This is a genomic window from Bradyrhizobium sp. Leo78, assembly GCF_059512425.1.
Genome location: NZ_JCAMOT010000015.1, coordinates 41538 through 66254, shown reverse-complemented (window position 1 = coordinate 66254; position 24717 = coordinate 41538). Strand labels below are relative to the sequence as shown.

The 24717-nt window shown below is 63.9% G+C and carries 16 protein-coding genes; 12 read left to right on the top strand and 4 right to left on the bottom strand.

Annotation, left to right across the window (positions count from 1 at the left end; translation table 11 throughout):
* Positions 1-50: 50 nt before the first annotated feature.
* Genes gnd through AC5ZG1_RS20080 form a run of 5 tightly spaced genes read left to right on the top strand, consistent with a single transcriptional unit; the run spans position 51 to position 4633 of the window.
* Entirely contained in the window at positions 51-1043 is a 993-nt protein-coding gene (gene gnd, locus AC5ZG1_RS20100) for a phosphogluconate dehydrogenase (NAD(+)-dependent, decarboxylating) (protein WP_496133852.1), read from the top strand.
* A 10-nt stretch (positions 1044-1053) separates the two neighbouring features.
* Entirely contained in the window at positions 1054-2565 is a 1512-nt protein-coding gene (gene zwf / locus AC5ZG1_RS20095; protein ID WP_496133851.1) for a glucose-6-phosphate dehydrogenase, read from the top strand.
* A gap of 2 nt (positions 2566-2567) precedes the next feature.
* The gene (pgl, locus tag AC5ZG1_RS20090; protein WP_496133850.1) at positions 2568-3311 is read left to right on the top strand and encodes a 6-phosphogluconolactonase; all 744 of its coding nucleotides are present in this window, start codon (positions 2568-2570) and stop codon (positions 3309-3311) included.
* A 28-nt stretch (positions 3312-3339) separates the two neighbouring features.
* Positions 3340-3816 (top strand): gluconokinase, encoded by a 477-nt coding sequence (locus AC5ZG1_RS20085; RefSeq protein ID WP_474419321.1) that lies wholly within the window; start codon positions 3340-3342, stop codon positions 3814-3816.
* A gap of 4 nt (positions 3817-3820) precedes the next feature.
* Complete coding sequence (locus tag AC5ZG1_RS20080) at positions 3821-4633, top strand: HAD family hydrolase (protein ID WP_474419318.1); 813 nt, start codon at positions 3821-3823, stop codon at positions 4631-4633.
* A 22-nt stretch (positions 4634-4655) separates the two neighbouring features.
* On the opposite strand, the gene AC5ZG1_RS20075 is transcribed toward AC5ZG1_RS20080, so the two are convergent.
* From AC5ZG1_RS20075 to malQ, 3 genes are all read right to left on the bottom strand, one after another.
* Entirely contained in the window at positions 4656-5651 is a 996-nt protein-coding gene (locus AC5ZG1_RS20075) for a L,D-transpeptidase (RefSeq protein WP_496133849.1), read from the bottom strand.
* A gap of 78 nt (positions 5652-5729) precedes the next feature.
* On the bottom strand, positions 5730-7535 hold the full coding sequence (locus tag AC5ZG1_RS20070) for a glycoside hydrolase family 15 protein (RefSeq protein WP_496133848.1): 1806 nt from the start codon (positions 7533-7535) through the stop codon (positions 5730-5732).
* 18 nt (positions 7536-7553) lie between these two features.
* Positions 7554-9506: a 4-alpha-glucanotransferase gene (malQ, locus tag AC5ZG1_RS20065; protein ID WP_496133847.1), complete on the bottom strand. Its 1953-nt coding sequence runs from the start codon at positions 9504-9506 to the stop codon at positions 7554-7556.
* A gap of 200 nt (positions 9507-9706) precedes the next feature.
* On the opposite strand from malQ, the gene AC5ZG1_RS20060 reads away from it, so the two are divergent.
* The 6 genes from AC5ZG1_RS20060 to treY are packed head-to-tail and all read left to right on the top strand — an operon-like array spanning position 9707 to position 23737.
* The gene (locus AC5ZG1_RS20060; protein WP_496133846.1) at positions 9707-11656 is read left to right on the top strand and encodes an alpha-1,4-glucan--maltose-1-phosphate maltosyltransferase; all 1950 of its coding nucleotides are present in this window, start codon (positions 9707-9709) and stop codon (positions 11654-11656) included.
* A gap of 13 nt (positions 11657-11669) precedes the next feature.
* The gene (gene treS / locus AC5ZG1_RS20055; protein ID WP_496133845.1) at positions 11670-14981 is read left to right on the top strand and encodes a maltose alpha-D-glucosyltransferase; all 3312 of its coding nucleotides are present in this window, start codon (positions 11670-11672) and stop codon (positions 14979-14981) included.
* A complete protein-coding gene (gene glgB, locus AC5ZG1_RS20050) occupies positions 14978-17125 on the top strand; it encodes a 1,4-alpha-glucan branching protein GlgB (RefSeq protein WP_130224475.1) in 2148 nt (715 codons plus the stop codon). Before treS ends, glgB begins: the two co-directional genes overlap by 4 nt.
* 3 nt (positions 17126-17128) lie before the next feature.
* Complete coding sequence (glgX, locus tag AC5ZG1_RS20045; protein WP_130224477.1) at positions 17129-19204, top strand: glycogen debranching protein GlgX; 2076 nt, start codon at positions 17129-17131, stop codon at positions 19202-19204.
* Entirely contained in the window at positions 19201-20958 is a 1758-nt protein-coding gene (gene treZ / locus AC5ZG1_RS20040) for a malto-oligosyltrehalose trehalohydrolase (RefSeq protein WP_496133844.1), read from the top strand. Before glgX ends, treZ begins: the two co-directional genes overlap by 4 nt.
* A 4-nt stretch (positions 20959-20962) precedes the next feature.
* Positions 20963-23737: a malto-oligosyltrehalose synthase gene (gene treY / locus AC5ZG1_RS20035; protein WP_496133843.1), complete on the top strand. Its 2775-nt coding sequence runs from the start codon at positions 20963-20965 to the stop codon at positions 23735-23737.
* A 168-nt stretch (positions 23738-23905) separates the two neighbouring features.
* Here treY and AC5ZG1_RS20030 read toward each other — a convergent pair whose 3' ends face one another.
* Entirely contained in the window at positions 23906-24217 is a 312-nt protein-coding gene (locus AC5ZG1_RS20030) for a polyhydroxyalkanoic acid system family protein (protein ID WP_130224529.1), read from the bottom strand.
* Between the two features lie 160 nt (positions 24218-24377).
* Here AC5ZG1_RS20030 and AC5ZG1_RS20025 point away from each other — a divergent pair, with 160 nt between their 5' ends.
* Positions 24378-24542, top strand: a complete 165-nt coding sequence (locus tag AC5ZG1_RS20025) for a DUF3309 family protein (protein ID WP_080663914.1) — start codon at positions 24378-24380, stop codon at positions 24540-24542.
* Positions 24543-24717: the final 175 nt, after the last annotated feature.

Sequence of the window (24717 nt, the reverse complement as noted above, 5' to 3'; positions counted from 1 at the left end):
AACCGGACACCGGTTCTCGGATCACGCGCAACAGTCAAGGACATGAGAACATGCAGCTCGGCATGATCGGCTTGGGGCGGATGGGTGGCAACATCGTCCGCCGGCTGATGGCCCACGGCCATACCGCCGTGGTCTACGACAAGGATCCGAAGGCGGTCGCCGCGCTTACCGCCGACGATGCCTTAGGCTCCGCCTCGCTGGAGGAATTCGTGCTCAAGCTGGAGCAGCCACGCACCGCCTGGGTGATGCTCCCGGCCGGCAAGATCACCGAGGCGACGATCGAGGCGCTGTCCAAGCTGATGCAGCCGGGCGACACCATCATCGACGGCGGCAACACGTTCTGGCAGGACGACGTCCGCCGCGGCAAGGCGCTGAAGGAACGCGGCCTGAATTATGTCGACGTCGGCACCTCTGGCGGCATCTGGGGCATCGAGCGCGGCTACTGCATGATGATTGGCGGCGAGAAATCCGTCGTCGACCGGCTCGACCCGATCTTCAGCGCGCTCGCGCCCGGCCTCGGCGACATTCCGCGCACCCCGCACCGCGAGGGCCGCGATCCCCGTATCGAGCAGGGCTATATCCATGCCGGCCCGGTCGGCGCCGGGCATTTCGTCAAGATGATCCATAACGGCATCGAATACGGTCTGATGCAGGCCTATGCCGAGGGCTTTGACATCCTGAAGAACGCTGGCAGCGAGGCGCTCCCGCCAGATCACCGCTTCGATCTCGAGATCGCAGATATCGCCGAGGTCTGGCGCCGCGGCAGCGTGATCCCGTCCTGGCTGCTCGACCTCACCGCGATCGCGCTCGCCGAGAACGCCACCCTCGATAATTATTCCGGCTTCGTCGAGGATTCCGGCGAAGGCCGCTGGACCGTCAATGCCGCGATCGACGAGGCGGTGCCTGCGGAAGTGCTGACGGCGGCGCTGTTTGCCCGCTTCCGCTCGCGCAAGGACCACACCTTCGCCGAGAAGATCCTCTCCGCGATGCGCGCCGGTTTCGGCGGCCACCGGGAGCCGCCGCAAAGCGCCAAGAAGAGCTAGGGAAGGCCCAATGATGACGAACGGTCACGCGCAAAAGAAACCCGACCCTTGCTCCTTCATCATCTTCGGCGTCACGGGCGACCTCGCGCACCGACTGGTGATCCCTGCCCTCTATAATCTCGCCGCGACCAATCTGTTGCCCGACAGATTCTGCATCGTCGGCGTCGCCCGCGGCGGCATGTCGAACGAGGAATTGAACGCGAGCCTGATGAAGGGATTGCGGCAGTTCGCGACCCGTCCGGTCGATGAGACCGTCGCCAAACGCCTGTTCGAATGCGTGACCGCGGTCGAAGCCGACCCGAAGGATCCCGCCTCCTTCGACAGGATGGCGAGCGAACTCAAGGAACGGGAAGCGGCGCGCGGCACCGGCGGCAACCGGCTGTTCTATTTGGCCACTCCGCCGGGCGCCTTCCTGCCGATCACCAAGCAATTAGCCCGCACTGGCATGCTGGCCGAAAACGGCTATTGGCGGCGGATCGTGATCGAGAAGCCGTTCGGTACGGACCTTGACTCGGCAAGGCACTTGAATGCCGAGTTGCTGAAGCTGGTCGACGAGCACCAGATCTACCGGATTGATCATTACCTCGGCAAGGAAACCGTCCAGAACATCCTGGTGCTGCGCTTTGCCAACGGCATGTTCGAGCCGATCTGGAATCGGAATCATATCGACCACATCCAGATCACCGTCGACGAGAAGCTCGGCGTCGGCCATCGCGGCAGCTTCTATGACTCGACCGGCGCGCTGCGCGACATGGTGCCGAACCATCTGTTCCAGCTGATGTCGCTGGTGGCAATGGAGCCGCCGATCCGCTTTGATGCGCATTCGGTGCGCACCGAGAAGGCGAATGTGCTGGCCGCGATCCAGATCCAGAGCGAAGAGGAAGCGCTGCACAATTCGGTGCGGGGGCAGTATCGCGGCGGCAAGATCGGCGACACCGTGATCGAGGACTATTGCAAGACCACGGACGTCAAGCCCGGCAGCGCCACCGAGACCTATGCCGCGCTCAAGCTGATCATCGACAATTGGCGCTGGGCCGGCGTGCCGTTCTATCTGCGCACCGGCAAGGCCTTGGCCGCCAAGCGCACCGAGATCGCCATCAAGTTCAAGCAGGCGCCGTTCGCGATGTTCCGCGACACGCCGATCGACCAGCTCTCGCAGAACTACCTCGTGATCTCGACCGAGCCGACCGAGGGCATCGAGCTGCAGTTCAACACCAAGGTTCCCGGCCCGACCATCGACATCGACGGCGTCGAGATGAAGTTCCGCTACAAGGACTACTTCAAGGCCGAGCCGTCCACCGGCTATGAGACGCTGATCTATGACTGCATGATAGGCGACAACATCCTGTTCCAGCGCGCCGACAGCGTCGAGGCCGGCTGGCAGGCCGTGCAACCCTTCCTCGATGCCTGGAAGAAGGCTGGCGGCGCCGGCCTGCAACCCTACAAAGCCGGCTGCGACGGTCCTGAGGCCGCCAACGCGCTTCTGACCCGCGACGGCCGTAGCTGGCGAAAGCTCGGCTGACCATGACCGCCGTCGGCCGCCGCCAGATCATCACCGTCGCCGATCCCGCAGCGCTGGCGAACGCCGCAGCCGAACGCGTGCTGGCGCGGATGGCCACGAACAGCGGCCGGATCGCGATCTGCCTGACCGGCGGATCGAGCCCGAAAGCGCTCTACCGGTTGCTTGCGACCGAGCCGTACCGCGCCAGGATCCCGTGGGACCGCGTGCACTGGTTCATCGGCGACGAGCGCTTCGTGCCGCCTGACGATCCCAGGAACAACATGGCGATGGCGCGCGCGACATTCCTGGATCGCTACGCGCCCGCCCCCCACATCCATCCGATCCCGACCTATGCCGCCAGCCCCGATGAAGCGGCGGAGCGCTATGCGCGCGAGCTGCAATCGTTCTACGGCGCGGAAGATCTGGACGCCGCCCGTCCGCTGTTCGATCTGGTGCTGATGGGTGTCGGGCCGGATGGACACGCCGCCTCGCTGTTTCCGAACTACCCCGCGATCGAGGTGATCGACCGTTGGGCGGTCGGCGTGCCCAAGGCCAATGTCGAACCGTTCGTGCCGCGCGTCAGCCTGACCCTGCCGACGCTGGCTTGCTGCCGCGAAATGCTGTTCGAGGCCGCAGGCAAGGAGAAGCGCGCAATCCTGACCCGCGTCTTCGCCGGCGAGAACCTGCCGGCGAACCGCGCGCAATCGATCGGCGAGACGGTCTGGTTGATCGACGAGGCGGCGCGGCCGGAGAATTTTAGTGGCTGATCCGGCAACCCTCTGCGCCCTCGTCGTGATGGGCGTCTCCGGCTCAGGCAAGAGCACGATCGGCGAGACGCTCGCGGGGCGGCTCGGCTGGCGTTTCGAGGACGGTGATCGCTTTCACCCCGCAAGCAATGTCGCGAAAATGAGCGCAGGCCAGCCGCTCACCGATGACGATCGCCGCCCCTGGCTGCAGGCAATCGCCGATGAGATCGACCGTGTCTGCAAGGCTGGCGAGCGCCTGGTGGTCGCCTGCTCGGCGCTGAAGCGCGCCTACCGCGACATCCTGCTGCATGGACGCAGTGACGTCGGCATCGTCTTCCTCGACGGCACCGAGGCGCTAATCGCGAGCCGGCTCGCCCATCGCAAGGGCCATTTCATGCCGCCGGGCCTCCTCGCCAGCCAGTTCCAGACCCTGGAGCCGCCGGGCTTGAGCGAACATCCGATCACCGTCTCGATCGACGCGACGATCGAGACCATCGTCGACGCCATCATCCGCCAAATGAAGTAGCCCCATGACCCGCATCGCCCTGCTCGTTTCCGACGTCGACGGTACGCTGCTGACCAAGGACAAGGTTTTGACGGCCGCCGCCCGCGCAGCCGCGCAAAAACTGCATGCGGCCGGCATCGGCTTCACCATCGTCTCCAGCCGCCCCTCGATCGGCATGGGATTTTTGATCGAGCCGCTGGCGATCACGCTGCCGGTCGGCGCCTTCAACGGCAGCTCGATCATCGATCCAGAGCTCAAGCCGATCGAGCAGCACCTGATCCCGCCGGCGACCGCGCGGCGGGCCATCGATCTGCTCCGCGAATTCGGCGTCGACATCTGGCTGTTCACCAACGACCGCTGGCTGACGGCCAATCTCGACGGCGAATATGTCGCGCACGAGCGGCACACCATCAGGCACGAGGCGACCATCGTTACGGATTTCACGCCCTATCTCGACCAGGCCTGCAAGATCGTCGGCGCCTCTTCCGACGCCCCGCTGCTCGCGCGCTGCGAAAGCGCGATGCAAGAGGCCGTCGGCACCGAGGCGACCGCCGTCCGCTCGCAAACCTATTATCTCGACGTCACCCCGCCCGGCCACGACAAGGGCACCTTTGTCGAGGCGATGGCAAAACGATTGGGCATTCCGACCGAGGCGGTGGCAACCATCGGCGACATGCGCAACGACTTGCCGATGTTTGCAAGGAGCGGCGTTCAGTTTGCCATGGGCAACGCCACCGATGAGGTCAAGAGCCACGCCAAGTTCGTCACCGACAGCAACGAGCATGACGGCTTCGCCAAGGCGATCGAGATGGTGCTGAACTATAACGAGACCGCGTGACGGCGAATGCACCGCCGTCCCGTCAGCTCTCCTTGCTCCCCGCGCCCTCGACAAAATCCACCGGCGTTTCTTTCTTGACGCTCGTGCCAAGCAGCGTTGCGTCCCAGTTGGTCAGACGGACGCAGCCATGGGATTCCGATTTGCTGATCTTCGATGGTTCAGGCGAACCATGGATTCCGTAACCCTCCCCTGAAAGCCCGATCCAGTATAGCCCGACCGGATTGTTCGGGCCGGGCTTGATGACGAACGGCCGCTTGGCGTGCACGCCCTTGAACTTGTAGGCCGGGTTGTAGCGGTAGAAGGGATTGGCGTCGGACGAGATCACCTTGAGCGTGCCGCTCGGCGTCGGCTTGTCCTCGCTGCCGACGGTTGCCGGAAAGAAGGCGACCAACGCGCCGCCGCCGTCGAAGGCCTTGACGGTCTGCCGCGACTTGTCGACTTCGATCCGCGCCACGTTCAGCTTCAGCTGGGGATCGCGACCGTTGACGACAAGAATGGTCTCGCCGGCGCGGTCGAACTTCTTGCCGGGGTTGAGCTGGGCCAGCAGCCCCTCGCTCATGTGGAATTTCTCCGCAAGCGCCTCGCGCGCGCTCTTGTAGCCGAGCGCCGGCAGCGATTTCATCGCCTCCAACTTGGCGGGAATCCTCCTGATAAACGGTCCTTTCACATCCTTTTCGGAGATCGTGTAGCTCGTGATGATGTCGCCTTGGGCAGTCTCGTTCAGCTTTGCCCAGATCTCCGGCGTGAGCGTCTTCTGAAAGGACAGGCCCTTGGCTTCCGCGAACGCCTGTAGCGCCTTGCGCGTATTCTCGGCAAACTTGCCGTCGATCTCTCCGGGCGAGAACAACGCGCGCTCGAGCAGCACCTGGGCCTTAATGATTGTCGCGTCGGCCTTTTCCTCGGACGCGGGGCGAGCCCGGTACCCGGCCTTGTTGATCGCCGCGGCATCAAGGCCGGCAGCGAATGCCGGCCCCGAGATCAGACATGCAAGCAGCGCTACGGCGAACAGGCGAGCCATTGCCGATCCTCCAACCAGATATCTGCAGACAATGATCGTTGCTCCCGCGGGTTCCTTCGCGCGGGTCCAGGCGGTAGTCTATTTCGACCGCTGCACGGCCGGCTTCTCGGCCGCCCGCTTGGCGTCGCTGAGATTGTGCGCGGTGTTGATCAGCGCGATATGAGTCAGCGCCTGCGGGAAATTGCCGGTCTGGCGGCCGGCGATGGCGTCGTACTCTTCGGCGAGCAGGCCGAGGTCATTGGCAAGCGCGATCACGCGATCGAACAGCGTTTGCGCCTTCCCGACCTCGCCCGCGAGCACATAGGCATCGGCAAGCCAAAGCGTGCAGGCGAGGAAGGCGCCTTCGATCGGCTGCTTCTCTTCGGAGACTTCGCGCGGATCGTGCCGCATCACGAAGCCATTGCGCATCAGATATTGCTCGGTCGCGGCCAGCGTACCGCGGATCCGTGAATCGGTCGGCGGCAGGAATCCCACCGCCGGCAGCAGCAGGATGCTGGCATCAAGCAGCTTGGAGCCATAGGATTCGACGAACGAGTTGAGCTTGCGATCAAACCCCTTGGCGCAAACATCGCGGTGGATGGTCTCGCGCAGCACCAGCCATTTGTTGAGCGGCGCCTTGAGGCCAAATTTCTGCGCGCTCTTGATGCCGCGGTCGAAAGCGACCCAGGTCATCACCTTCGAAAAGACATAGTGCTTGCCCGCGCCACGACGCTCCCAGATTCCGTGGTCCGGCCGGTCCCATTCTTCCGCAAGGTGTTCGAGCACAGCGCATTCCAGCGACCAGCTCGCATCGTCGAGCTGCAACTTCGCGACGCGCGCCTGGTGGAAGGCGTCGATCAATTCGCCGTAGACGTCGAGCTGCAGTTGCGCATGCGCGGCGTTGCCGATGCGCACCGGCTGCGCGCCCTCATAGCCGGGCAGCCAGACCGCTTCCCACTCCAGAAGCCGCCGCTGGCCCATGATGCCGTACATGATCTGCATGTTGGCCGGCGCCCCCGCGGCCGCGCGCAACAACCAATTGTGCCAGGCCAGCGCTTCCTCGGTGTAGCCCGAGTTCATCAGCGCCAGCAGCGTGAAGGTCGCATCCCGCAGCCAGCAGTAGCGGTAGTCCCAGTTACGCTGGCCGCCGAGTTTTTCCGGCAGCGAGGTCGTGGGCGCCGCGACGATGCCGCCGGTCGGCGCGAAGGTCAGCGCCTTCAGCGTGATCAGCGAGCGCAGCACGAGGTTGCGACCAAACCCCTCATAGGTGCAGCGGCTCGACCATTCGGTCCAGAACGCTTCGGTGTCCTGCAAGGCTTGGGCGGGATCGATCGGCCCGGGAACCGGCAGATGCGAGGGTCCATAGGTCATCACGAAAGGCAAGCTCTCGCCTTCGCCGACCGTGAATTCGGCCACCGTGGTCATGTTATGGCCGCGGGTCTCGACCGGCGAGCGGAGCACGATCATGTCCTGCCCGGCGATCGCCAGCAGCGCCGACCCGTCCTCGCTCTTCTTGACCCAGGGAATATCAGCACCCAAGCCGAATCGGATGATCAACTCCATCCGCAGCTTGACGCTACCCTTCACGCCGCGCACTAGCCGCACGATGTCGGAAGCATTGCCGCGCGGCGGCATGAAATCGATCAGCTCGACGACGCCGCTTTCGGTCTCGAACCGCGTCTCCAGGATCAGCGTGTTGTCGCGGTAACGGCGGGAGGTCTTGATGATGGTCCCAGCTGGCGCGATCAACCAGCGGCCATGCCTGTTGTTGCCGAGCAGCGCCGCGAAACAGGCATCGCAATCGAAGGCGGGCCAGCACAGCCAGTCGATCGATCCGTCGCGGCCGACAAGCGCCGCCGTCTCACAATCGCCGATCAGTCCGTAATCCTCGATCCTGCAAGACACGGTGGCGACTGCTCCTCTTTAAGCTGGTGCGGACGACCGCTCGCGAGTGGCGTTCCTCAGTGCTTCGACATCGATGGCGGAGGCGATGTGTTCGATCGACACCGGCAGCCGCCGCCGCCAGTTCGGATGTTCGTCGACGGTGCCGGGGATGTTCGGCTGATCGACCAGGCCGAGCAGGTCCTCCAGCGAGATCGTCAGCAGGCGGGACCTGGTCCGGGAGAGGAAAGTAGCGACCGAATAAAGATCATGGCGGTCGATGTCATTCTGGCGCAGCACCTCGTCCAGCATGCTCAGCGCATGCCAGCGCGCCTGGTCGCTTTCGCCCGGATCGATGCCGAGCGAACGCTTCAGCTTCAAATCGCTGAACGAGCGCCAGCCGGCATAGGTCGCAAGATCATGGGTGTTGAAGGTGACGAGCGCATTGGCGGCGTAACGGTCGATGCCGCGAAAGGCCCCGCGGTCGTCGCGCTCGAACATCATCACGAGATAGGACCAGATGCCCCAGTCGTTCATCTGCTCACGAAAACCGTCCGGCACGGTGCCGAGATCCTCGCCGATCACGACGCAACGATGCGCCACGCTCTCCTGCGCGGTTGCGGCCAGCATCGCCTCGAACGGCATCTGCACATAGGCGCCATTCTCCGGACCGAAGCCGTGCGGCACCAGGTAAAGCCGCTTCAAGCCGAGCACATGATCCAGCCTGATCGCGCCGGCGTGGCGCATCGAGGCACGCAGCATTTCCCGATACGGCTCGAAGAAACGCATTTCGAGGCCGGCGGCGTTGAAGCCGGCAAGACCCCAATCCTGCCCGGCAGTGTTGAGCGGGTCCGGCGGCGCGCCGACGCCGAGCAGGCGCGAGATCGCGCCCTGCTCGTTCCAGGCATCGAAGCCGTCGGACTGCACGCCGACGGCGACATCGAGATAAAGCCCAACCTTCATGCCGAGCTGGTGCGCCAGCGCCTTGCATGCCGCAAGCTGCCGGTCAGCGTTCCATTGCACGAACTCGACGAATTCGATCTCGCCGAAATCGGCGCCCTTGCGCAGACGGCTGCACTTGCCGTCGTCCGGCCGCCGCCATTCTTCGGGCCATTCCCACCAGGGCTGGTTGAACTTTTTCCGCAACACCTCGAAACACGCGAAGCGCGACAAGAGCGGCCCGCGCTCGCTCCTGAAGCGTTCGAAGTCCTGACGGCGCTCGAGCGTCGGGCTCGCCTTGAAGCTCGCAAACGCGGAGCGCAGCGCCTGCCATTTTGACGCCGCAACCGCACGATAGTCGACGATGTCCCCGGCGCGCAGTTGCGCGAGCTTGTCCTTCGCGCTGGGATCGACGCGGAATTCCGGCAGCTTCTCGACGTCGATATAGAGCGCGTTGAGGAACAGTCGGCTGTTCGGCGAATAGGGGCTACAATCACCGGGGCGGTCATCGAACAGCGCATGCAGCGGGTTAAGTCCGACACCACCGGCACCCAATTGATGGGCGAGTTCGATCAAGCCCCGCAGATCGGTGAAATCGCCCATGCCCCAATTGCGCGCGGAACGCACGCTGTAGAGCTGAACCGCAAGCAGCCAGCAGCGGTCAAAATCGCCGCCAAAGGCACGTTCCGGTGCGACAATCAGCGGCAGCTCTTCGGTCGATCCGGCAGCATCGTTCAGGCGGAGCTGGTACACCCCGACCGGCAAATCCTGCGGCCAGGATATTGCCCGGTCGCCCGCTTCACCCTTCGCCATCATTTTGCCACCAGCCGAAATCGTCCATCCGACCGGCAACTTGGCGTCGATCGAAAGCTCCGAGGGCGCCGGGCGGCCGCGCCGCACGACAACCGGCTGATCGATCCACCGGCGTGGCTCGCGCGGCGGCAAGGCGTCGAGGATCGTTTTCAACGCAGCCGCGTCTGTCACACGGCGGTGGCCCTGACCGTCGATATATTCGGTCGTAATTCCAAGGTCTCTGGCTTTGGCGTAGGGGTCCATTCGGCACGCGCTTTGCACACGACCCGGGAGAGTGGGTCACGAAATTATGTAGATGCGGGAAGGGGATAGATGATGTTTAACTCGCTGTCCTTCCAGCCGTTCCATGGGAACCAATATCCCATGAGCGGCTTTCTATATCAGTCCGGAGCGTATCCTTCACGCAACGGGGGCGTCATTTCCTTGTCAATGGCGGCATCACCGTGAACAAAACCGCTCAAACTGTCGAGAGTGCCGCCGGCACTTTCCATATCGAAGACGTCTATCCGCTGATCGATGGCGGCCGCTACCCCGTGAAACGCATCGTGGGGGAGCCCGTTGAGGTCTGGGCCGACGTCTATCGCGACGGGCATGACATCGTCGCTGCAGAACTGATCTGGCGCGGCGAGCTCGACCACGAATGGCGGCGCGAGCCGATGACCATGCACGGCAACGATCGCTGGTTTGGCTCCTTCGTCCCCGACACGCCCGGCCGTTATTTCTATGCGATCGAGGCCTGGACCGACGAATTCGCCACCTGGCGGCACGGCTTTGAGCTGAAGCAGAAGGCCGGCACCGATGTGACGCTCGATGCCATCGAAGGCGCGGGCATGCTGACCAAGGCGCAGGCCGGCGGACGGGCGGCGGCGGCCATCATCCTCAAGCAGTGCGAGACCTATCTCCAGTCCGGCGATCCGGCTGCCCTGCTCACACCTGAATTGCAGGACGCGATGGCCGAAAGCCAGTCGCGACCCGACCTGACGCGCTCACAGCTCTTCCCGTTCGTCGCCGATCGGCCGCGGGCGCGCTTCGGCTCCTGGTATGAGATGATCCCGCGCAGCCAGGGCAAAGTCGAGGGACAGCACGGCACCTTCCGCGACTGCATCGACCGGTTGCCTGACGTCGCGGCGATGGGGTTCGACGTGGTCTACTTCACGCCGATCCACCCGATCGGCAAGATCAACCGCAAGGGACGCAACAATGCGGTCACCGCCAAGGAAGGCGATCCCGGCAGCCCCTACGCGATCGGCTCGGCCGAAGGCGGCCACGACGCCATCCATCCGGAATTGGGCACGTTGCAGGACTTCCGCGCGTTCGTCGCGGCATGCAGAGAGCACAACATGGAAGTCGCGCTCGACTTCGCGGTGCAATGTTCGCCGGACCATCCCTGGCTGAAGGAACATCCGCAATGGTTCAAGAAACGCCCCGACGGTTCGATGCGCTATGCGGAGAATCCGCCGAAGAAATATGAGGACATCGTCAACCCGGATTTCGGCTGCGAGGATTCAGGCTCGCTGTGGAATGCGCTGCGGGACGTGATCCTGTTCTGGGTCGACCAGGGCGTGAAGATCTTCCGCGTCGACAATCCCCACACCAAGCCGTTCCCGTTCTGGGAATGGCTGATCCACCAGGTGCAGTTGCACCATCCCGACGTGATCTTCCTCGCCGAAGCCTTCACCCGGCCGAAGCTGATGAAGGGATTGGCAAAACTCGGCTTCACCCAGTCCTATACCTATTTCACCTGGCGCACCCAGCGCTGGGAGCTGGAGCAATATCTGATCGAACTCACCCGCTATCCGGAGCGCGACTTCTACCGACCGAATTTCTTCGTCAACACGCCCGACATCCTGCCCTTCCATCTGCAGGGCGGCGAACCCTGGATGTTCAAGTCGCGCGTGGCGCTGGCGGCGACGCTGTCCGGCACCTACGGCATCTACAACGGTTTCGAGCTGCTGGAGCACGAGCCGATCCCCGGGCGGGAGGAATATCTCGATTCCGAGAAATACGAGATCAAGGTGCGTGACTGGGACAAGCCCGGCAACATCAAGCCCTATATCCGTGACCTCAACCTGGCGCGCCGCGCCAACGCAGCGTTGCAGCAGACCAGCAATCTGCGTTTCCTGCCCATCGAGGACGGCAACGTAATCGGGTTCGTCAAGGAATCCGTCGACGGGAGCAACACGGTTGCGGTCGCAATTGCATTGTCGCGCGACGCCCACGAAGTCTGGCTGCCGCTCGGCGATGTCCAGACGGGCACCGGCGATGAGCGCCGCCACGTCGCTGCGGTCGAGAACCTGATCACGGGCGAACGCCATGCACTCGACTGGGGCGGCATCCGGGTGCGGATCGATCCAATGCGCGATCCGGCGGTGCTGTTCCGCTGCCTGGCCTGAAGGGGGCGGTGCCATGAACGTGCTTTCAGCGGTCGAGACAAAGGAACTGGTGGCCACCGAGACGGCGGACGAGCTCTGGTACAAGGACGCCATCATCTACCAGCTCCACGTCAAGGCCTTCGCCGACAGCAACAATGACGGCATCGGCGATTTCGCGGGGCTGACCGAGAAGCTTGGCTATCTGCAGGATCTCGGCGTCACCACGCTGTGGTTGTTGCCATTCTATCCGTCCCCGGGGCGTGATGACGGCTACGACATCGCCGACTATGGCGACATCAATCCCGATTTCGGAACGATGAAGGACTTCAAGCGCTTCATCCATGAAGCCAAGAAGCGCGGCCTTCGTGTCATCACCGAGCTCGTCGTCAACCACACCTCCGACCAGCACGCCTGGTTCAAGCGCGCGCGCCGCAGCCATCCCGGCTCGAGCGCACGCAACTGGTATGTCTGGAGCGACACCGACCAGAAATACCAGGGCACGCGGATCATCTTCACCGATACCGAGAAGTCGAACTGGACCTGGGATCCCGAAGCGGGCCAGTTCTACTGGCACCGCTTCTTCTCGCACCAACCGGACCTGAACTTCGACAACCCGCGCGTGGTGCGCGCCATCGTGCAGGTGATGAAGCGCTGGCTCGACACCGGCGTCGACGGTTTCCGGCTGGACGCCATTCCCTATCTCTGCGAGCGCGAAGGCACCAACAACGAGAACCTGCCCGAGACGCACGCCATCATCAAACTGCTGCGGCGCGAGCTCGACACCTACGCCAGGGGCAAGATCCTGCTCGCCGAAGCCAATCAATGGCCGGAGGACGTGCAGGAATATTTCGGCCGGGAAGACGAATGCCACATGGCGTATCATTTCCCGCTCATGCCGCGCATCTATATGGCGATCGCGCAGGAGGACCGCTTTCCGATCACCGACATCCTGCGGCAGACGCCCGACATCCCGGCCAGTTGCCAATGGGCGCTGTTCCTCCGCAACCATGACGAGCTGACCCTGGAAATGGTCACCGATGTCGAGCGCGACTATCTGTGGTCGACCTATGCCAACGATCCCCGCGCCCGCATCAATGTCGGCATTCGCCGCCGCCTCGCGCCATTGATGGACAATGACCGGCGCAAGATCGAATTGATGAACTCGCTCCTGCTCTCGTTCCCGGGCACGCCGATCATCTATTACGGCGACGAGATCGGGATGGGCGACAACATCTATCTCGGCGACCGCAACGGCGTCCGCACGCCGATGCAATGGAGCCCGGACCGCAATGGCGGCTTCTCCCGCGCCGACCCGGCGCGGCTCTACGCACCCATGATCATGGACCCCGTCTACGGCTACGAGGCCGTGAACGTGGAAGCACAGTCGCGCAGCCTGTCATCGCTGCTCAGCGCCACCAAACGCCTGATCGCGGTGCGCAAGTCGACGCTGGCCTTCGGCCGCGGCTCCATGACCTTCATCCGCCCCGAGAACCGTTCGGTGCTCGCCTATGTCAGGCAGTATCAGGACGAGGTCATTCTCTGCGTCGCCAATTTGTCGCGCTCGGCGCAGGCGACCGAGCTCGACCTTTCCGCCTTCAAGGGACGCATTCCCCTGGAGATGCTCGGCCGCACGCGCTTCCCGACGATCGGCGAACTGCCCTACATGGTCACGCTCGCGCCGTATGGCTTTTACTGGTTCCAGCTCCAGGAGCCGGACAAGTCCATCGCCATCCCGCGGCGCGCGGTGCCGGAATTCGAGACGCTGGTCGTGCCGCTGAATTCAACCTGGGTGTCGCTGGCGCGCGCCCGCGGTGTGTTCGAGCGCGACGTGCTGCCGGGCCACCTGTCGCGGGCGCGCTGGTATCCCGAGAGTTTGTCGAAGGCGATCCAGCCGCAGCTCGTCTCCGCGATTCCCTTCTGCGATATCGGCGACAACCGCCCCTGGCTCGCTTTCTTCGAGACGACTCAGCGCGGCGCCACCTCACGCTACGTGCTGCCGATCCGGATCGAATGGGTGCGCTTCGACCGCGAGCGCTACAATCCGCGCGCCCTAGCCGCGGTACGGCAAGGCGCGCGCGAGGGCACGCTGCTCGATGTTGCGACCGACGAGATCTTCATCGCGCTGTTGCTCCGCAATCTGGCGCAGTCGCTGACGGTCGAGGACGAGGAGCTCGGCATCGCGCTCCGCCTCGAATTCCGCCCGACCAGCCGCTTCACGGACAAGCCGATCAAACAGCCCCAGCGCATCCGCGCGGTGGAGACCGAGCAGTCCAATAGCACGGCGCTGGTCGACGAGGATTACGTCGTCAAAATCTACCGCAAGCTCGAGCCCGGCATCAATCCGGAGATCGAGATGGGACGCTTCCTCACCGACGTCGCGGGCTTCGCCAACACGCCGGCGCTGCTCGGCACGGTCGAGCTCGTCGAGGGCGAGAAGCGCAGTGCGATCGGCATCGTTCACGCCTTTGTCACCAACCAGGGCGAGGCATGGACCGTCACATCAGCCTATCTCGACCGCTTCGTCGAGGAGCAGCGGCTGCTCGCGACCAATCATGAGACGAAGCAAAGCGAACAGCAGATCTCCTATCTGCGCTACATGGCGCAGACGGGAAAGCGGGTCGCCGAACTGCACATTGCGCTGGCGAGCAACCGCGACCTGCCCGAGTTCGTGCCGGAGCCGACCAGGCCGGAAGACGTGCAGCGCTGGATCGACGACATCCTGGCCCGTGCCGATCGCGTTTTCGAGACACTGACGCAGCGACGGGATACGCTGAAAGAGGCCGATCGCCCGCTGGTGGCTCAGTTTCTGGCGCAGCAGGATAGCTTGCCGGCCCGGCTGAAGGCGCTGCTGCCCGGAGACATCGACGGCCTCAACATCCGCCATCACGGCGACTTCCATCTCGGCCAGATGCTGATCGTCAAGGACGACATCTTCATCATCGATTTCGAGGGCGAGCCGCGGCGGAGCATCGCTGAGCGGCGGCGCAAGGCGCCGGCGGCGCGCGATGTCGCCGGGCTAGTCCGCTCGATCGACTACTCCGTCACCGCTGCGCTCGATCGGGCGCTCAAGGTCGCACCCGACGAACAAAGCAAGCTCGCGCTGGCGCTCGCCGACTGGCGGGATCGGGCTACCGCGACGTTCCTGGCCGTCTATCGCGAGACCATGGCGGGCCAGCCCTTGTGGCCGGCCGATCCGGATGCCGCGGAGCGGATGCTCAACTTCTTCCTGCTTGAGAAAGCATTCTACGAGATCGAATATGAGCTGGCGCACCGGCCCGACTGGCTGCGCGTCCCGCTGACCGGGATGCTCCGCATCCTGGCGCAACAACCGCATGAGCCGCAATGACCAGATTGCCTGCTGAAGCCTACGCGATCATCGAGGGCCGCCATTCCGACCCCTTCCGCTATCTCGGGCTCCACTCCGAGGGCGACCAGAGCGTGGTGCGCGCCTTCCTGCCGGAAGCCTCCAATGTCGAGGCGATCGGCGAGCATGGCGAAACCGCGCCGCTCGCGCGCATTCATGATGCTGGCCTGTTCGCCGGCGCGCTGCCGAACGGCTCGCGCCGTTACCAGCTCCGCGCCCGCTTCGGCGACCATGTCGTCGATCTCGACGACCCCTATCGCTTCCCGCCCGTGTTGAGCGACTTCGATCTCTATTTGCTCGGCGAAGGCACCCACCAGCGCATCTACGACAAGCTCGGTGCGCATCCGATGACGCTCGACGGCGTGGAGGGCGTCGCCTTCGTGGTGCTGGCGCCCAACGCGCGGCGGGTCAGCGTGGTCGGCGATTTCAACTTCTGGGATGCGCGGCGGCATCCGATGCGGGTCCGCGGCCCTGGCTATTGGGAATTGTTCATCCCGCATGCCCGCGCCGGCGACCACTACAAATTCGACATCATCGGCCCCAATGGCCAACATCTGCCGCTGAAGTCCGATCCGGTGGCATTCGGCGCCGAGCTGCGCCCGAAGACCGCCTCGATCGTGGTCGACCTCGACCACATTCCGCATCCGCAGGCAGCGCCACCAGGCATCAACGGCATTGGCGCGCCGATCTCGATCTACGAGGTCCATCTCGGCTCATGGCGCCGCAAAGGCAACAATGAGTGGCTGACCTATCGCGAGCTCGCCGAGCAGCTTCCGGCCTATGCGCGCGACATGGGCTTCACCCATCTCGAATTCCTTCCCGTCAGCGAGCATCCGTTCGACGGCTCCTGGGGCTATCAGCCGACCGGCCTGTTCGCGCCGACCAGCCGGTTCGGCTCGCCGGCCGACTTCGCTGCGCTCGTCGATGCCTGTCATCGCGAAGGGTTAGGGGTTCTGCTCGACTGGGTGCCCGGACACTTCCCGGACGATCCGCACGGCCTCGGCCATTTCGACGGCACCGCGCTCTATGAGCACGCCAACCCGCTGCAGGGTCGCCATCTCGACTGGGGCACGCTGATCTACAATTACGGGCGCACCGAGGTGACCAATTTCCTGGTCTCGAACGCGCTGTTCTGGCTCGACCGCTATGGCATCGACGGACTGCGCGTCGATGCGGTCGCCTCCATGCTCTATCTCGATTACAGCCGTCCGCCGGGCGGCTGGATCCCGAACAAATATGGTGGCCGCGAGAATTTGGAGGCGATCGACTTTCTGCGCCGCTTCAACACCGAACTGTTCGGGCGCTTTCCGCAGGCGACGACCGCGGCGGAAGAATCGACCGCCTGGCCGCAGGTGTCGCGCCCCGTCGAATTCGGCGGGCTCGGCTTCGGCTACAAGTGGAACATGGGCTGGATGCACGACACCTTGCGCTACATCGGCAAGGAGCCTATCCACCGCAAGTATCACCACGGCGACATCCTGTTCGGCCTGCACTACGCCTTCTCCGAGAACTTCATCCTGCCGCTCTCGCATGACGAGGTCGTGCACGGCAAACGCTCGATCCTGGGCCGCATGCCCGGCGACGACTGGCAGCGCTTCGCGAATTTGCGCGCCTATTACAGCTTCATGTTCGGCCATCCCGGCAAGAAGCTGTTGTTCATGGGCTGCGAGTTCGGCCAGGAGCGCGAGTGGGCTCACGAACATTCGCTCGACTGGCATCTGCTCGCGCAACCGAAATATGCCGGCGTGCAGGCGCTGATCCGCGATCTCAACCGACTCTATCGCGCGCTCCCCGCGCTGCATGAACTGGATTGCGATCCGGCCGGCTTCGAATGGGTCATCACCGATGACGCCGACCACAACGTGTTCGCCTGGATCCGCAAGGGCAACAGCGCGCGTTCGCGCTGCCTGGTGGTGGTCAACTTCTCGCCGAACGTCTATCACGACTATCGCATTCGTGTTCCCTTTGCCGGGAAATGGCGCGAGGTGCTGAATTCGGATTCCTCCCACTATGGCGGCAGCAATGTCGGCAATATCGGTGAGGTGGTCACGCATGAAGGCATTGTGCCCGAGCTCAGCCTGACCATTCCGCCGCTGGCTGCGATCTTCCTCGTACCTGAAAGCTGACGTATGCGACTGACTGGGGGAACGTCGTCCCGGCTGGGCGCCAGTTGGGACGGAAGGGGTACCAATTTTGCGTTGTTCTCTGCGAATGCGGAGAAGGTCGAGCTGTGCCTGTTCGACAGCCAGGGCCGGCGCGAGCTCGAACGCATCGAACTCCCGGAGCGCACCGAGGACGTCTGGCACGGCTATCTCAACGACGTCTCGCCGGGCCAGCTCTACGGCTATCGCGTCTACGGCCCCTACGCGCCGGAGCGCGGCCACCGGTTCAATGCCAACAAGCTCCTGCTCGATCCCTATGCCAAGCGGCTCGCGGGGCGGCTGGTGTGGAGCGATGCACATTTCGCCTACCGCACCGGCAGCGCGCGCGAGGACCTATCCTTTGACCGGCGCGACAATGCCCGCGGCATGCCGAAGGCGGTCGTGGTCGATGAGACCTTCAACTGGGGCCGCCGCGAAATCCGTCCCCACATCCCCTGGGAAGACACGATCATCTACGAGGCCCATGTCAAGGGACTGACGCAGAAGCGCGAGGACGTCGCGCCGAACCTGCGCGGCACCTATGGCGGACTGTCCTCGCCCGCGATGATCAATCATCTGAGGCGGCTCGGCGTCACCACGATCGAACTGTTGCCGATCCACGGCCTGATCGACGACCGCATCCTGGTCGAGAAGAAGCTCGCCAACTACTGGGGCTACAACACGCTCGCCTTCTTCGCGCCGGAGCCGCGCTACGCGCAGGACAATGCGCTCGATTCCTTCCGCACCACGGTGGCGCGACTGCACGATGCCGGCATCGAGGTGATGCTCGACGTCGTCTACAACCACACCGCCGAGGGCAACCATATGGGCCCGACGCTGTCGTTCCGCGGCATCGACAACGCCTCCTATTACTGGCTGAAGCCGGACAATCCGCGCTACTATGACGACTTCACCGGCTGCGGCAATTCGGTCAGGCTCACCCACCCGCGCGTGCTGCAGATGGTGATGGACTCGCTGCGCTACTGGGTCGAGGTCTGCCACGTCGACGGCTTCCGCTTCGATCTCGCGACCACGCTGGCGCGCGTACCGAACGGCTATGACCGCGCCGCGTCCTTCCTCACCGCGGTCAGGCAGGATCCGGTGCTCTCCACCGTCAAGCTCGTCGCCGAACCCTGGGACCTCGGCCTTGGCGGCTACCAGGTCGGCGCGTTCCCCTCGCAATGGTCGGAATGGAACGACCGCTATCGCAGCGCGATGCGGCGCTATTGGAGCGGCGAAGGCAGCCTGATCGGCGAAGTCTCGCGCCGCATGACGGCCTCATCGGACCTGTTCAATCACGACAATCGCGCGACGCGCGCCAGTGTCAATCACATCACCGTGCATGACGGCTTCACGCTGATGGACCTCTTCAGCTACAACCAGAAGCACAATGAAGCCAATGGCGAGGACAATCGCGACGGCTCCAACGACAATCACAGCAACAATTGCGGCGTCGAGGGTCCGACCGACGATCCCGACATCATCGCGCTGCGCCGCCAGTTGCGGAAGAACCAGCTCGCCTGCCTGCTATTGGCGCAGGGCACGCCGCTCTTGCTCGCCGGCGACGAGGTCGGCAATTCGCAGGATGGCAACAACAATGCGTACTGCCAGGACAACGAGGTCGGCTGGGTCAATTGGGACAATTTCGGCGACGAGGTCGAGGACTTCACCGATTTCGTCGGCCATTTGACCGAGCTGCGCCGCAAGTTCGCCCAGCTTCGCTCGCAGCGCTGGCTGGATGGCCGCCGCGCCGACGGCTCCTACGGCGTGCTGTGGCTGACGCCGGCGGCGGAAGAGATGAAGGAGTCCGACTGGAATTTCCCGGAAGGGCGTTTTCTCTCTTATGTGCTCGGACCGATGGAACCAGGGCAGGCGCCGATCTTTATTGTGCTGAATGCCGCACCGGAAGAGATCGCGTTCAAGATGCCTGTGATGCCCGAGTACAGGAACTGGCGGCAGGTGCTCAACACCACCGAGAACAAGCAGATGCCCGTCGATTTCGCGTCGGGCGCCGACACCAAGGCGCCTTCCCGCTCGGTGCTCGCCTTTGCAGGCTCGGCATGAATGAGCGGCATTTCGGTCCCCTGCTGACGAAGGACGGCGCGCTGTTCCGCCTGTGGGCGCCGGCGGCCAAGCGCGTCGACGTGCTGCTCGACAAGCCGCATGCGCTGAGCCGCGGCGACGATGGCTGGTTCAAGGTCGAAATCCCTGGCGTCGCCGCTGGCGCGCGCTACAAGTTTCGCATCGATGATGAGATCGACGTCCCCGACCCGGCTTCCGCGTTCCAGCCCGACGACGTCTTCGGCCCGAGCGAGGTGATCGATCACGACGCTTTCCAATGGCGCACCACCGACTGGCGCGGGCGGCCGTGGCATGAGGCGGTTGTCCTCGAAGCGCATGTCGGCACCTTCACACCCGAAGGCACCTATCGCGCGATCATCGACAGGCTCGACCATCTCGTGGAGAGCGGCATCACCGCGCTCGAATTGATGCCGCTCGCCGATTTCGCAGGAACACGCAACTGGGGCTATGACGGCGTCCTGTGGTACGCGCCCGACAGCGCCTATGGCCGGCCGGAGGATTTGAAGGCGCTGATCGACGCCGCCCATCAGCGCGGGCTGATGGTGATGCTTGATGTCGTCTACAACCATTTCGGCCCCGAAGGAAATTATCTCGGCCGCTACGCGCCCAGCTTCTTCACCGACGCGCACACGCCCTGGGGCAGCGCCATCGACTATCGCGTCAAGCAAGTGCGCGACTTCGCGATCGGGAACGCGGTGCATTGGCTGCGTGACTACCGCTTCGACGGCCTGCGGCTCGACGCCGTCAACACCATCGTGGAAACAGGCGAAATCCCGATCCTGCATGATCTCAGCATCGCTGTCGGCAGGCTTGCGGCGGAGGCCGGCCGGCACATCAACATGGTGCTCGAGAACAGCGACAATCGTGCGAGCCTGCTCGATGCTACCGAAGACCCGCCGCGCGGCAAATATCGCGGGCAGTGGAACGACGACTATCATCACGTCTGGCACGTGATGCTGACCGGCGAGGCGCAAGGCTATTACGGCGACTACCAGCGCTCGCCGCGTGGCGATCTCGCCCGCGCGCTCTCGTCCGGCTACGTCTACCAGGGAGAGGTCTCGACGTTCTGGGGCGGCATCCGCCGCGGCGAGCCGAGCGGCGCGCTGTCGCCGACCTCTTTCGTCAACTTCCTGCAGAACCACGACCAGATCGGCAATCGCCCCTTCGGCGACCGTCTCGAGAGCTTCGCCGATCCAAAAGCCATCGAGGCCGCGCTGGCGATCACGCTGCTCGCGCCGATGACGCCGATGCTGTTCATGGGCGAGGAATGGGGCTCGAAGGCGCCGTTTCCGTTCTTCTGCGATTTCCACGGCGATCTCGCCAACGCCGTCCGCAAGGGCCGGCGTGAGGAATATGCCTGGGCCTATGCCAAATATGGCGATGAGGTTCCCGATCCGCTGCAGCAATCGACCTTTCAGTCGGCCGTGCTGGATTGGACGGAGCGCGACCGCGAGCCGGGACGGACACGGCTGGCGCTGGTCAGGAGCCTGCTTGCGATGCGCCGCCGCGAAATCATGCCACGGCTCGCCGGCGCCAGCTTCGGCGACGCGCAGGCGGAGGCCGACCTGCTGACGGCGCATTGGCGCATGGGCGACGGCAGGCAACTGTCGCTGACCGCCAATCTCGGCAACCGAGAGATTGCAGCGCCGAAAGACCGGCCCGCGGGAACTTTGATCTGGGGCAGCGCGTTGGGCGATAACATCCCCGCTTGGTCGGTGTGCTGGCACATCGGATAGAAGAATGCCCCCCGCGATTCCGATCGCGACCTATCGGTTGCAGCTCACCGCCGATTTCGACTTCGATGCCGCCGCCGAAGTCGTGCCTTATCTGAAGGCGCTCGGCATCACACATCTTTATGCCTCGCCCTTCATGAAGGCGCGCAAGGGTTCGACCCACGGCTATGACATCGTCGATCACACCAAGTTCAATCCGGAACTCGGCGGCGAAGCCGGTTTCGAGCGCTTAAATGCGGCGCTCAAACAGCACGATATCGGGCTGATCCTGGACTTCGTGCCCAATCATGTGGGCGTGCATTTCGACGACAATCCCTGGTGGCTCGACGTGCTCGAGTGGGGCCCCACCTCGCCGCACGCCGCCTCCTTCGACATCGACTGGGAGCAATTGCCCTACCGCGCCCGCGGCGGCGTGCTGCTGCCGATCCTAGGTTCGTCCTATGGGCAAGCGCTGGAGCGCGGCGAGATCGAGCTGCGCTACGATGCCGGCGAGGGCAGCTTCTCCGCCTGGTATTTCGAGCACCGCCTGCCGATCGCACCCGAGCGCTATGGCGAGGTGCTGCGAACGATCGTGCGCGAGGCTGACGCCGCCGAGAGCGATGCCGGCAAGGGCATCCTCGCGCTGGCGTCGCGCTACACGGGACTGCGGCATCCCAATCGGAAGGAAGCCCCGGGGTTCAAGGCGGAACTGAAGGCAATCGCAGATGCCGCCGAGATCATCGCGCGCGGGCTATCGGCCTACCGCGCCGGCGAGGGCCGCCCGGCGCAAACGCTCGCGCTGCATCATCTACTCGAACGCCAGCACTACAAGCTCGGCCATTGGCGGCTCGCCTCCAGCGACATCAACTATCGCCGTTTCTTCGACATCAACAATCTCGCCGGCATCCGCGTCGAGGATGCCGCCACATTCGAGGCGATCCACCTGCTCGTGCAGCGATTGATCGCCGAAGGCAAGCTGCAGGGATTGCGGCTCGATCATATCGACGGCTTGTGCGATCCCGCGCAATATTGCCAGCGGCTGCGCCGCCTGATCCGCCATGCGCAAGGCGGCGGCAGGCCGTTCTATCTGGTGATCGAAAAGATCCTCGGCGAGCATGAGAAGCTGCCCGCGCTTGCCGGCGTTCACGGCACCACCGGCTATGAATGGATGAACGCGATCGCCCAAGTCCTGGTCGACGGCAGGGGCCTGGCGCCGCTCGACGAGATCTGGCGGCAGATCAGCAACCGCTCGCCGAGGCTCGCGCCGGTGCTGAAAGAAGCTAAGCGCCGCGTGCTCGAGACGCTGCTCACCAGCGAGTTCACGGTGCTGTGGCGGCTGCTCGCGCGGATCGCGAACGGCCACTACTCGACGCGCGATTTTTCCGCCGACAGCCTGCGGCAGGCGCTCGAGCTCTATGTGCTGCACTTCCCGGTCTATCGCACTTATCTCACTGCCTCCGGCCCGACGCCGCATGATCGAGCCTTGATCGCCCACACGATCGAGCGGGCGCGCGGCGACTGGTTCGCCGCCGACGAAGGCATTTTCGATTTCCTCCAGGACGCGCTGACCATGGACCTGATCGAGCCCGGCCGCGCCACTCACAGCGCGCCGCGCGTCCGGCGCTTTGCGCAGAAGGTGCAGCAATTCACCGGTCCGATGATGGCAAAGTCATTGGAGGACACCACCTTCTACCGCTATCATCGCCTGCTCGCGCTGAACGAAGTCGGCGGCGATCCGGCCGCCAAAGCGCTGTCGGTCGACGCATTTCACCAGATGATGCAGAGGCGCGCCAACGAATCGCCACACGGCATAACCGCGACCGCGACCCACGACACCAAGCGCGGCGAGGATGCTCGTGCCCGCATCCTGGCGCTGGCTGAAATTCCGGGTGAGTGGACCAGCGCGGTATCGCGCTGGAAAGTCCTCAACGCGCCGCACCTTGTGGTCGAAGGCGAATTTCGCGCACCATCGGCGACATCGGAATACATGCTCTACCAGGCGATGCTCGGCGCCTGGCAACCTGATGATCCCCGCTTCCTCGAGCGCATGCAGGCCTATGCGCTGAAAGCGTCGCGCGAAGGCAAGCAGGAGACGAGCTGGCTCAATCCGCATGAGGTCTATGAGGCTGGCGTCAAGACGTTCCTCGAGCGCATCCTGGACCGTTCCCGCTCGGCCGACTTCCTGAACGCGCTGGAAGCCCTGGCACGGCGGCTGTCGCTATTGGGCGCGCTGAATTCGCTGAGCCAGCTCACGCTGAAGGCGACGCTTCCCGGCGTGCCGGACTTCTACCAGGGCACCGAGTTCTGGGATTTTTCCCTCGTCGATCCTGACAATCGCCGTCCGGTCGACTTCGCCGCGCGCACATCCGCGCTTGCCGTGTTGGACGAGCCGGACTGGGCGCAGCTCGTCCAGCAATGGCCCGACGGTCGGTTGAAGCTCGCCTGGACCCGGCACCTGCTGCGGCTTCGCAGCGAATTCCCCGACGTGTTCACGCAAGGCAACTATCTGCCGCTGGAGACGAGTGGAGCACACCGCGATCACATCATCGCCTTTGCGCGACAATGGGAACGGGATGCAGTCATCGTCGCCGTTGCAAAGTCCTTCGCGCCTTTCACCGAAGTCGGCCGTGTCTGGCCGAAAGCAGAGGCTTTCGACGGCGCGGTCACGATTAAAGGTTATGTCACCGACGCCGGCGAGAACGAGCTGCAGCTCTCCACGCTCTTCAGGCATATGCCTGTTGCCGTCCTCAAGGCGAAAGTCGCCGCCGTCTTAAAGCCAACCCGAAAGCGCGTCCGCGCCTGAACGAGGGACGCCACCTCTCCCGCTTGCGGGAGAGGTCGGCGCGCAGCGCCGGCTGAGGGCTCTCTCCGCGCAAAGATAATCTCTGCTCTTTTCGCGGAGACACCCTCACCCCAACCCTCTCCCGCAAGCGGGAGCGGAGCGCAGCGTTCACTGCGGATGCGCCGCGCTTCAATTGCGTTTCGTCAGCAGCAGACGGCCCCGATTGCGGATCGCGGTTTGCGCGACTTCGGCAAAGCGTTGCAGCAGCCAGGGTAATGTCACTTCCACATTGACATTATCTTCGTTGACATCGACGTGACCGGTTGCGGCCTGTCCGAGCGCGCGCACGCGAAAGATCATGCGATTGTCCTCCCAGCGCTCCTCATCGACCTTGAGCACTGGCACGCTGTTCGCAGCGCGCGAGAGTCCCGTCTTCAGGCGACGCATGGCTTCCTCGCGGCCAAGGCTATGCGGAATCGAAACGACCAATGGAGCAGACATTGCAAAATTCCTCCTCTGATCACCTGCATGTAGTGCCACGTCAGCTAAACAGAAGGCCGATACGTGCGGCGCGAGAGCCGGAACCTTCATGAATTAGGTTCGTTTTCCTCACGAAGGGCAGAAGCGGCAACCAGGCCCTCCGGGCTGAGGAGAGACTTATATGTCAATTGGAACGATCATACTCATCATTCTGATCATCCTGCTGCTGGGCGGCTTCAGCGGCGTAGGCGGCGGGCCATTCTATGGCACCGGCTACTACGGCGGCGGCGGGCTCGGACTCGTGATCGTCATCCTGCTGATCCTGCTATTGCTCGGGAGGATCTGACGCTGTTTCTCCGCTGTCATCACCCGCGAAAGCGGGTGATCCAGTATTCCGGAGACGTCGATGCATAAGCCGAGAGGCCGCCGCATACTGGATGCCCCGCCTTCGCGGGGCATGACGACGGTGGCTGTAGGGTAGGCAAAGCGTAGCGTGCCCACCATCCACACTCCGCAAGCAA

Coding starts and splice junctions, on each gene's coding strand:
- gnd (WP_496133852.1), top strand. CDS start 51: ATGCAGCTCGGCATGATCGGCTTGGGGCGGATGGGTGGCAACATCGTC.
- zwf (WP_496133851.1), top strand. CDS start 1,054: ATGATGACGAACGGTCACGCGCAAAAGAAACCCGACCCTTGCTCCTTC.
- pgl (WP_496133850.1), top strand. CDS start 2,568: ATGACCGCCGTCGGCCGCCGCCAGATCATCACCGTCGCCGATCCCGCA.
- AC5ZG1_RS20085 (WP_474419321.1), top strand. CDS start 3,340: ATGGGCGTCTCCGGCTCAGGCAAGAGCACGATCGGCGAGACGCTCGCG.
- AC5ZG1_RS20080 (WP_474419318.1), top strand. CDS start 3,821: ATGACCCGCATCGCCCTGCTCGTTTCCGACGTCGACGGTACGCTGCTG.
- AC5ZG1_RS20075 (WP_496133849.1), bottom strand. CDS start 5,651: ATGGCTCGCCTGTTCGCCGTAGCGCTGCTTGCATGTCTGATCTCGGGG.
- malQ (WP_496133847.1), bottom strand. CDS start 9,506: ATGGACCCCTACGCCAAAGCCAGAGACCTTGGAATTACGACCGAATAT.
- treS (WP_496133845.1), top strand. CDS start 11,670: ATGAACGTGCTTTCAGCGGTCGAGACAAAGGAACTGGTGGCCACCGAG.
- glgB (WP_130224475.1), top strand. CDS start 14,978: ATGACCAGATTGCCTGCTGAAGCCTACGCGATCATCGAGGGCCGCCAT.
- glgX (WP_130224477.1), top strand. CDS start 17,129: ATGCGACTGACTGGGGGAACGTCGTCCCGGCTGGGCGCCAGTTGGGAC.
- treZ (WP_496133844.1), top strand. CDS start 19,201: ATGAATGAGCGGCATTTCGGTCCCCTGCTGACGAAGGACGGCGCGCTG.
- treY (WP_496133843.1), top strand. CDS start 20,963: ATGCCCCCCGCGATTCCGATCGCGACCTATCGGTTGCAGCTCACCGCC.
- AC5ZG1_RS20030 (WP_130224529.1), bottom strand. CDS start 24,217: ATGTCTGCTCCATTGGTCGTTTCGATTCCGCATAGCCTTGGCCGCGAG.
- AC5ZG1_RS20025 (WP_080663914.1), top strand. CDS start 24,378: ATGTCAATTGGAACGATCATACTCATCATTCTGATCATCCTGCTGCTG.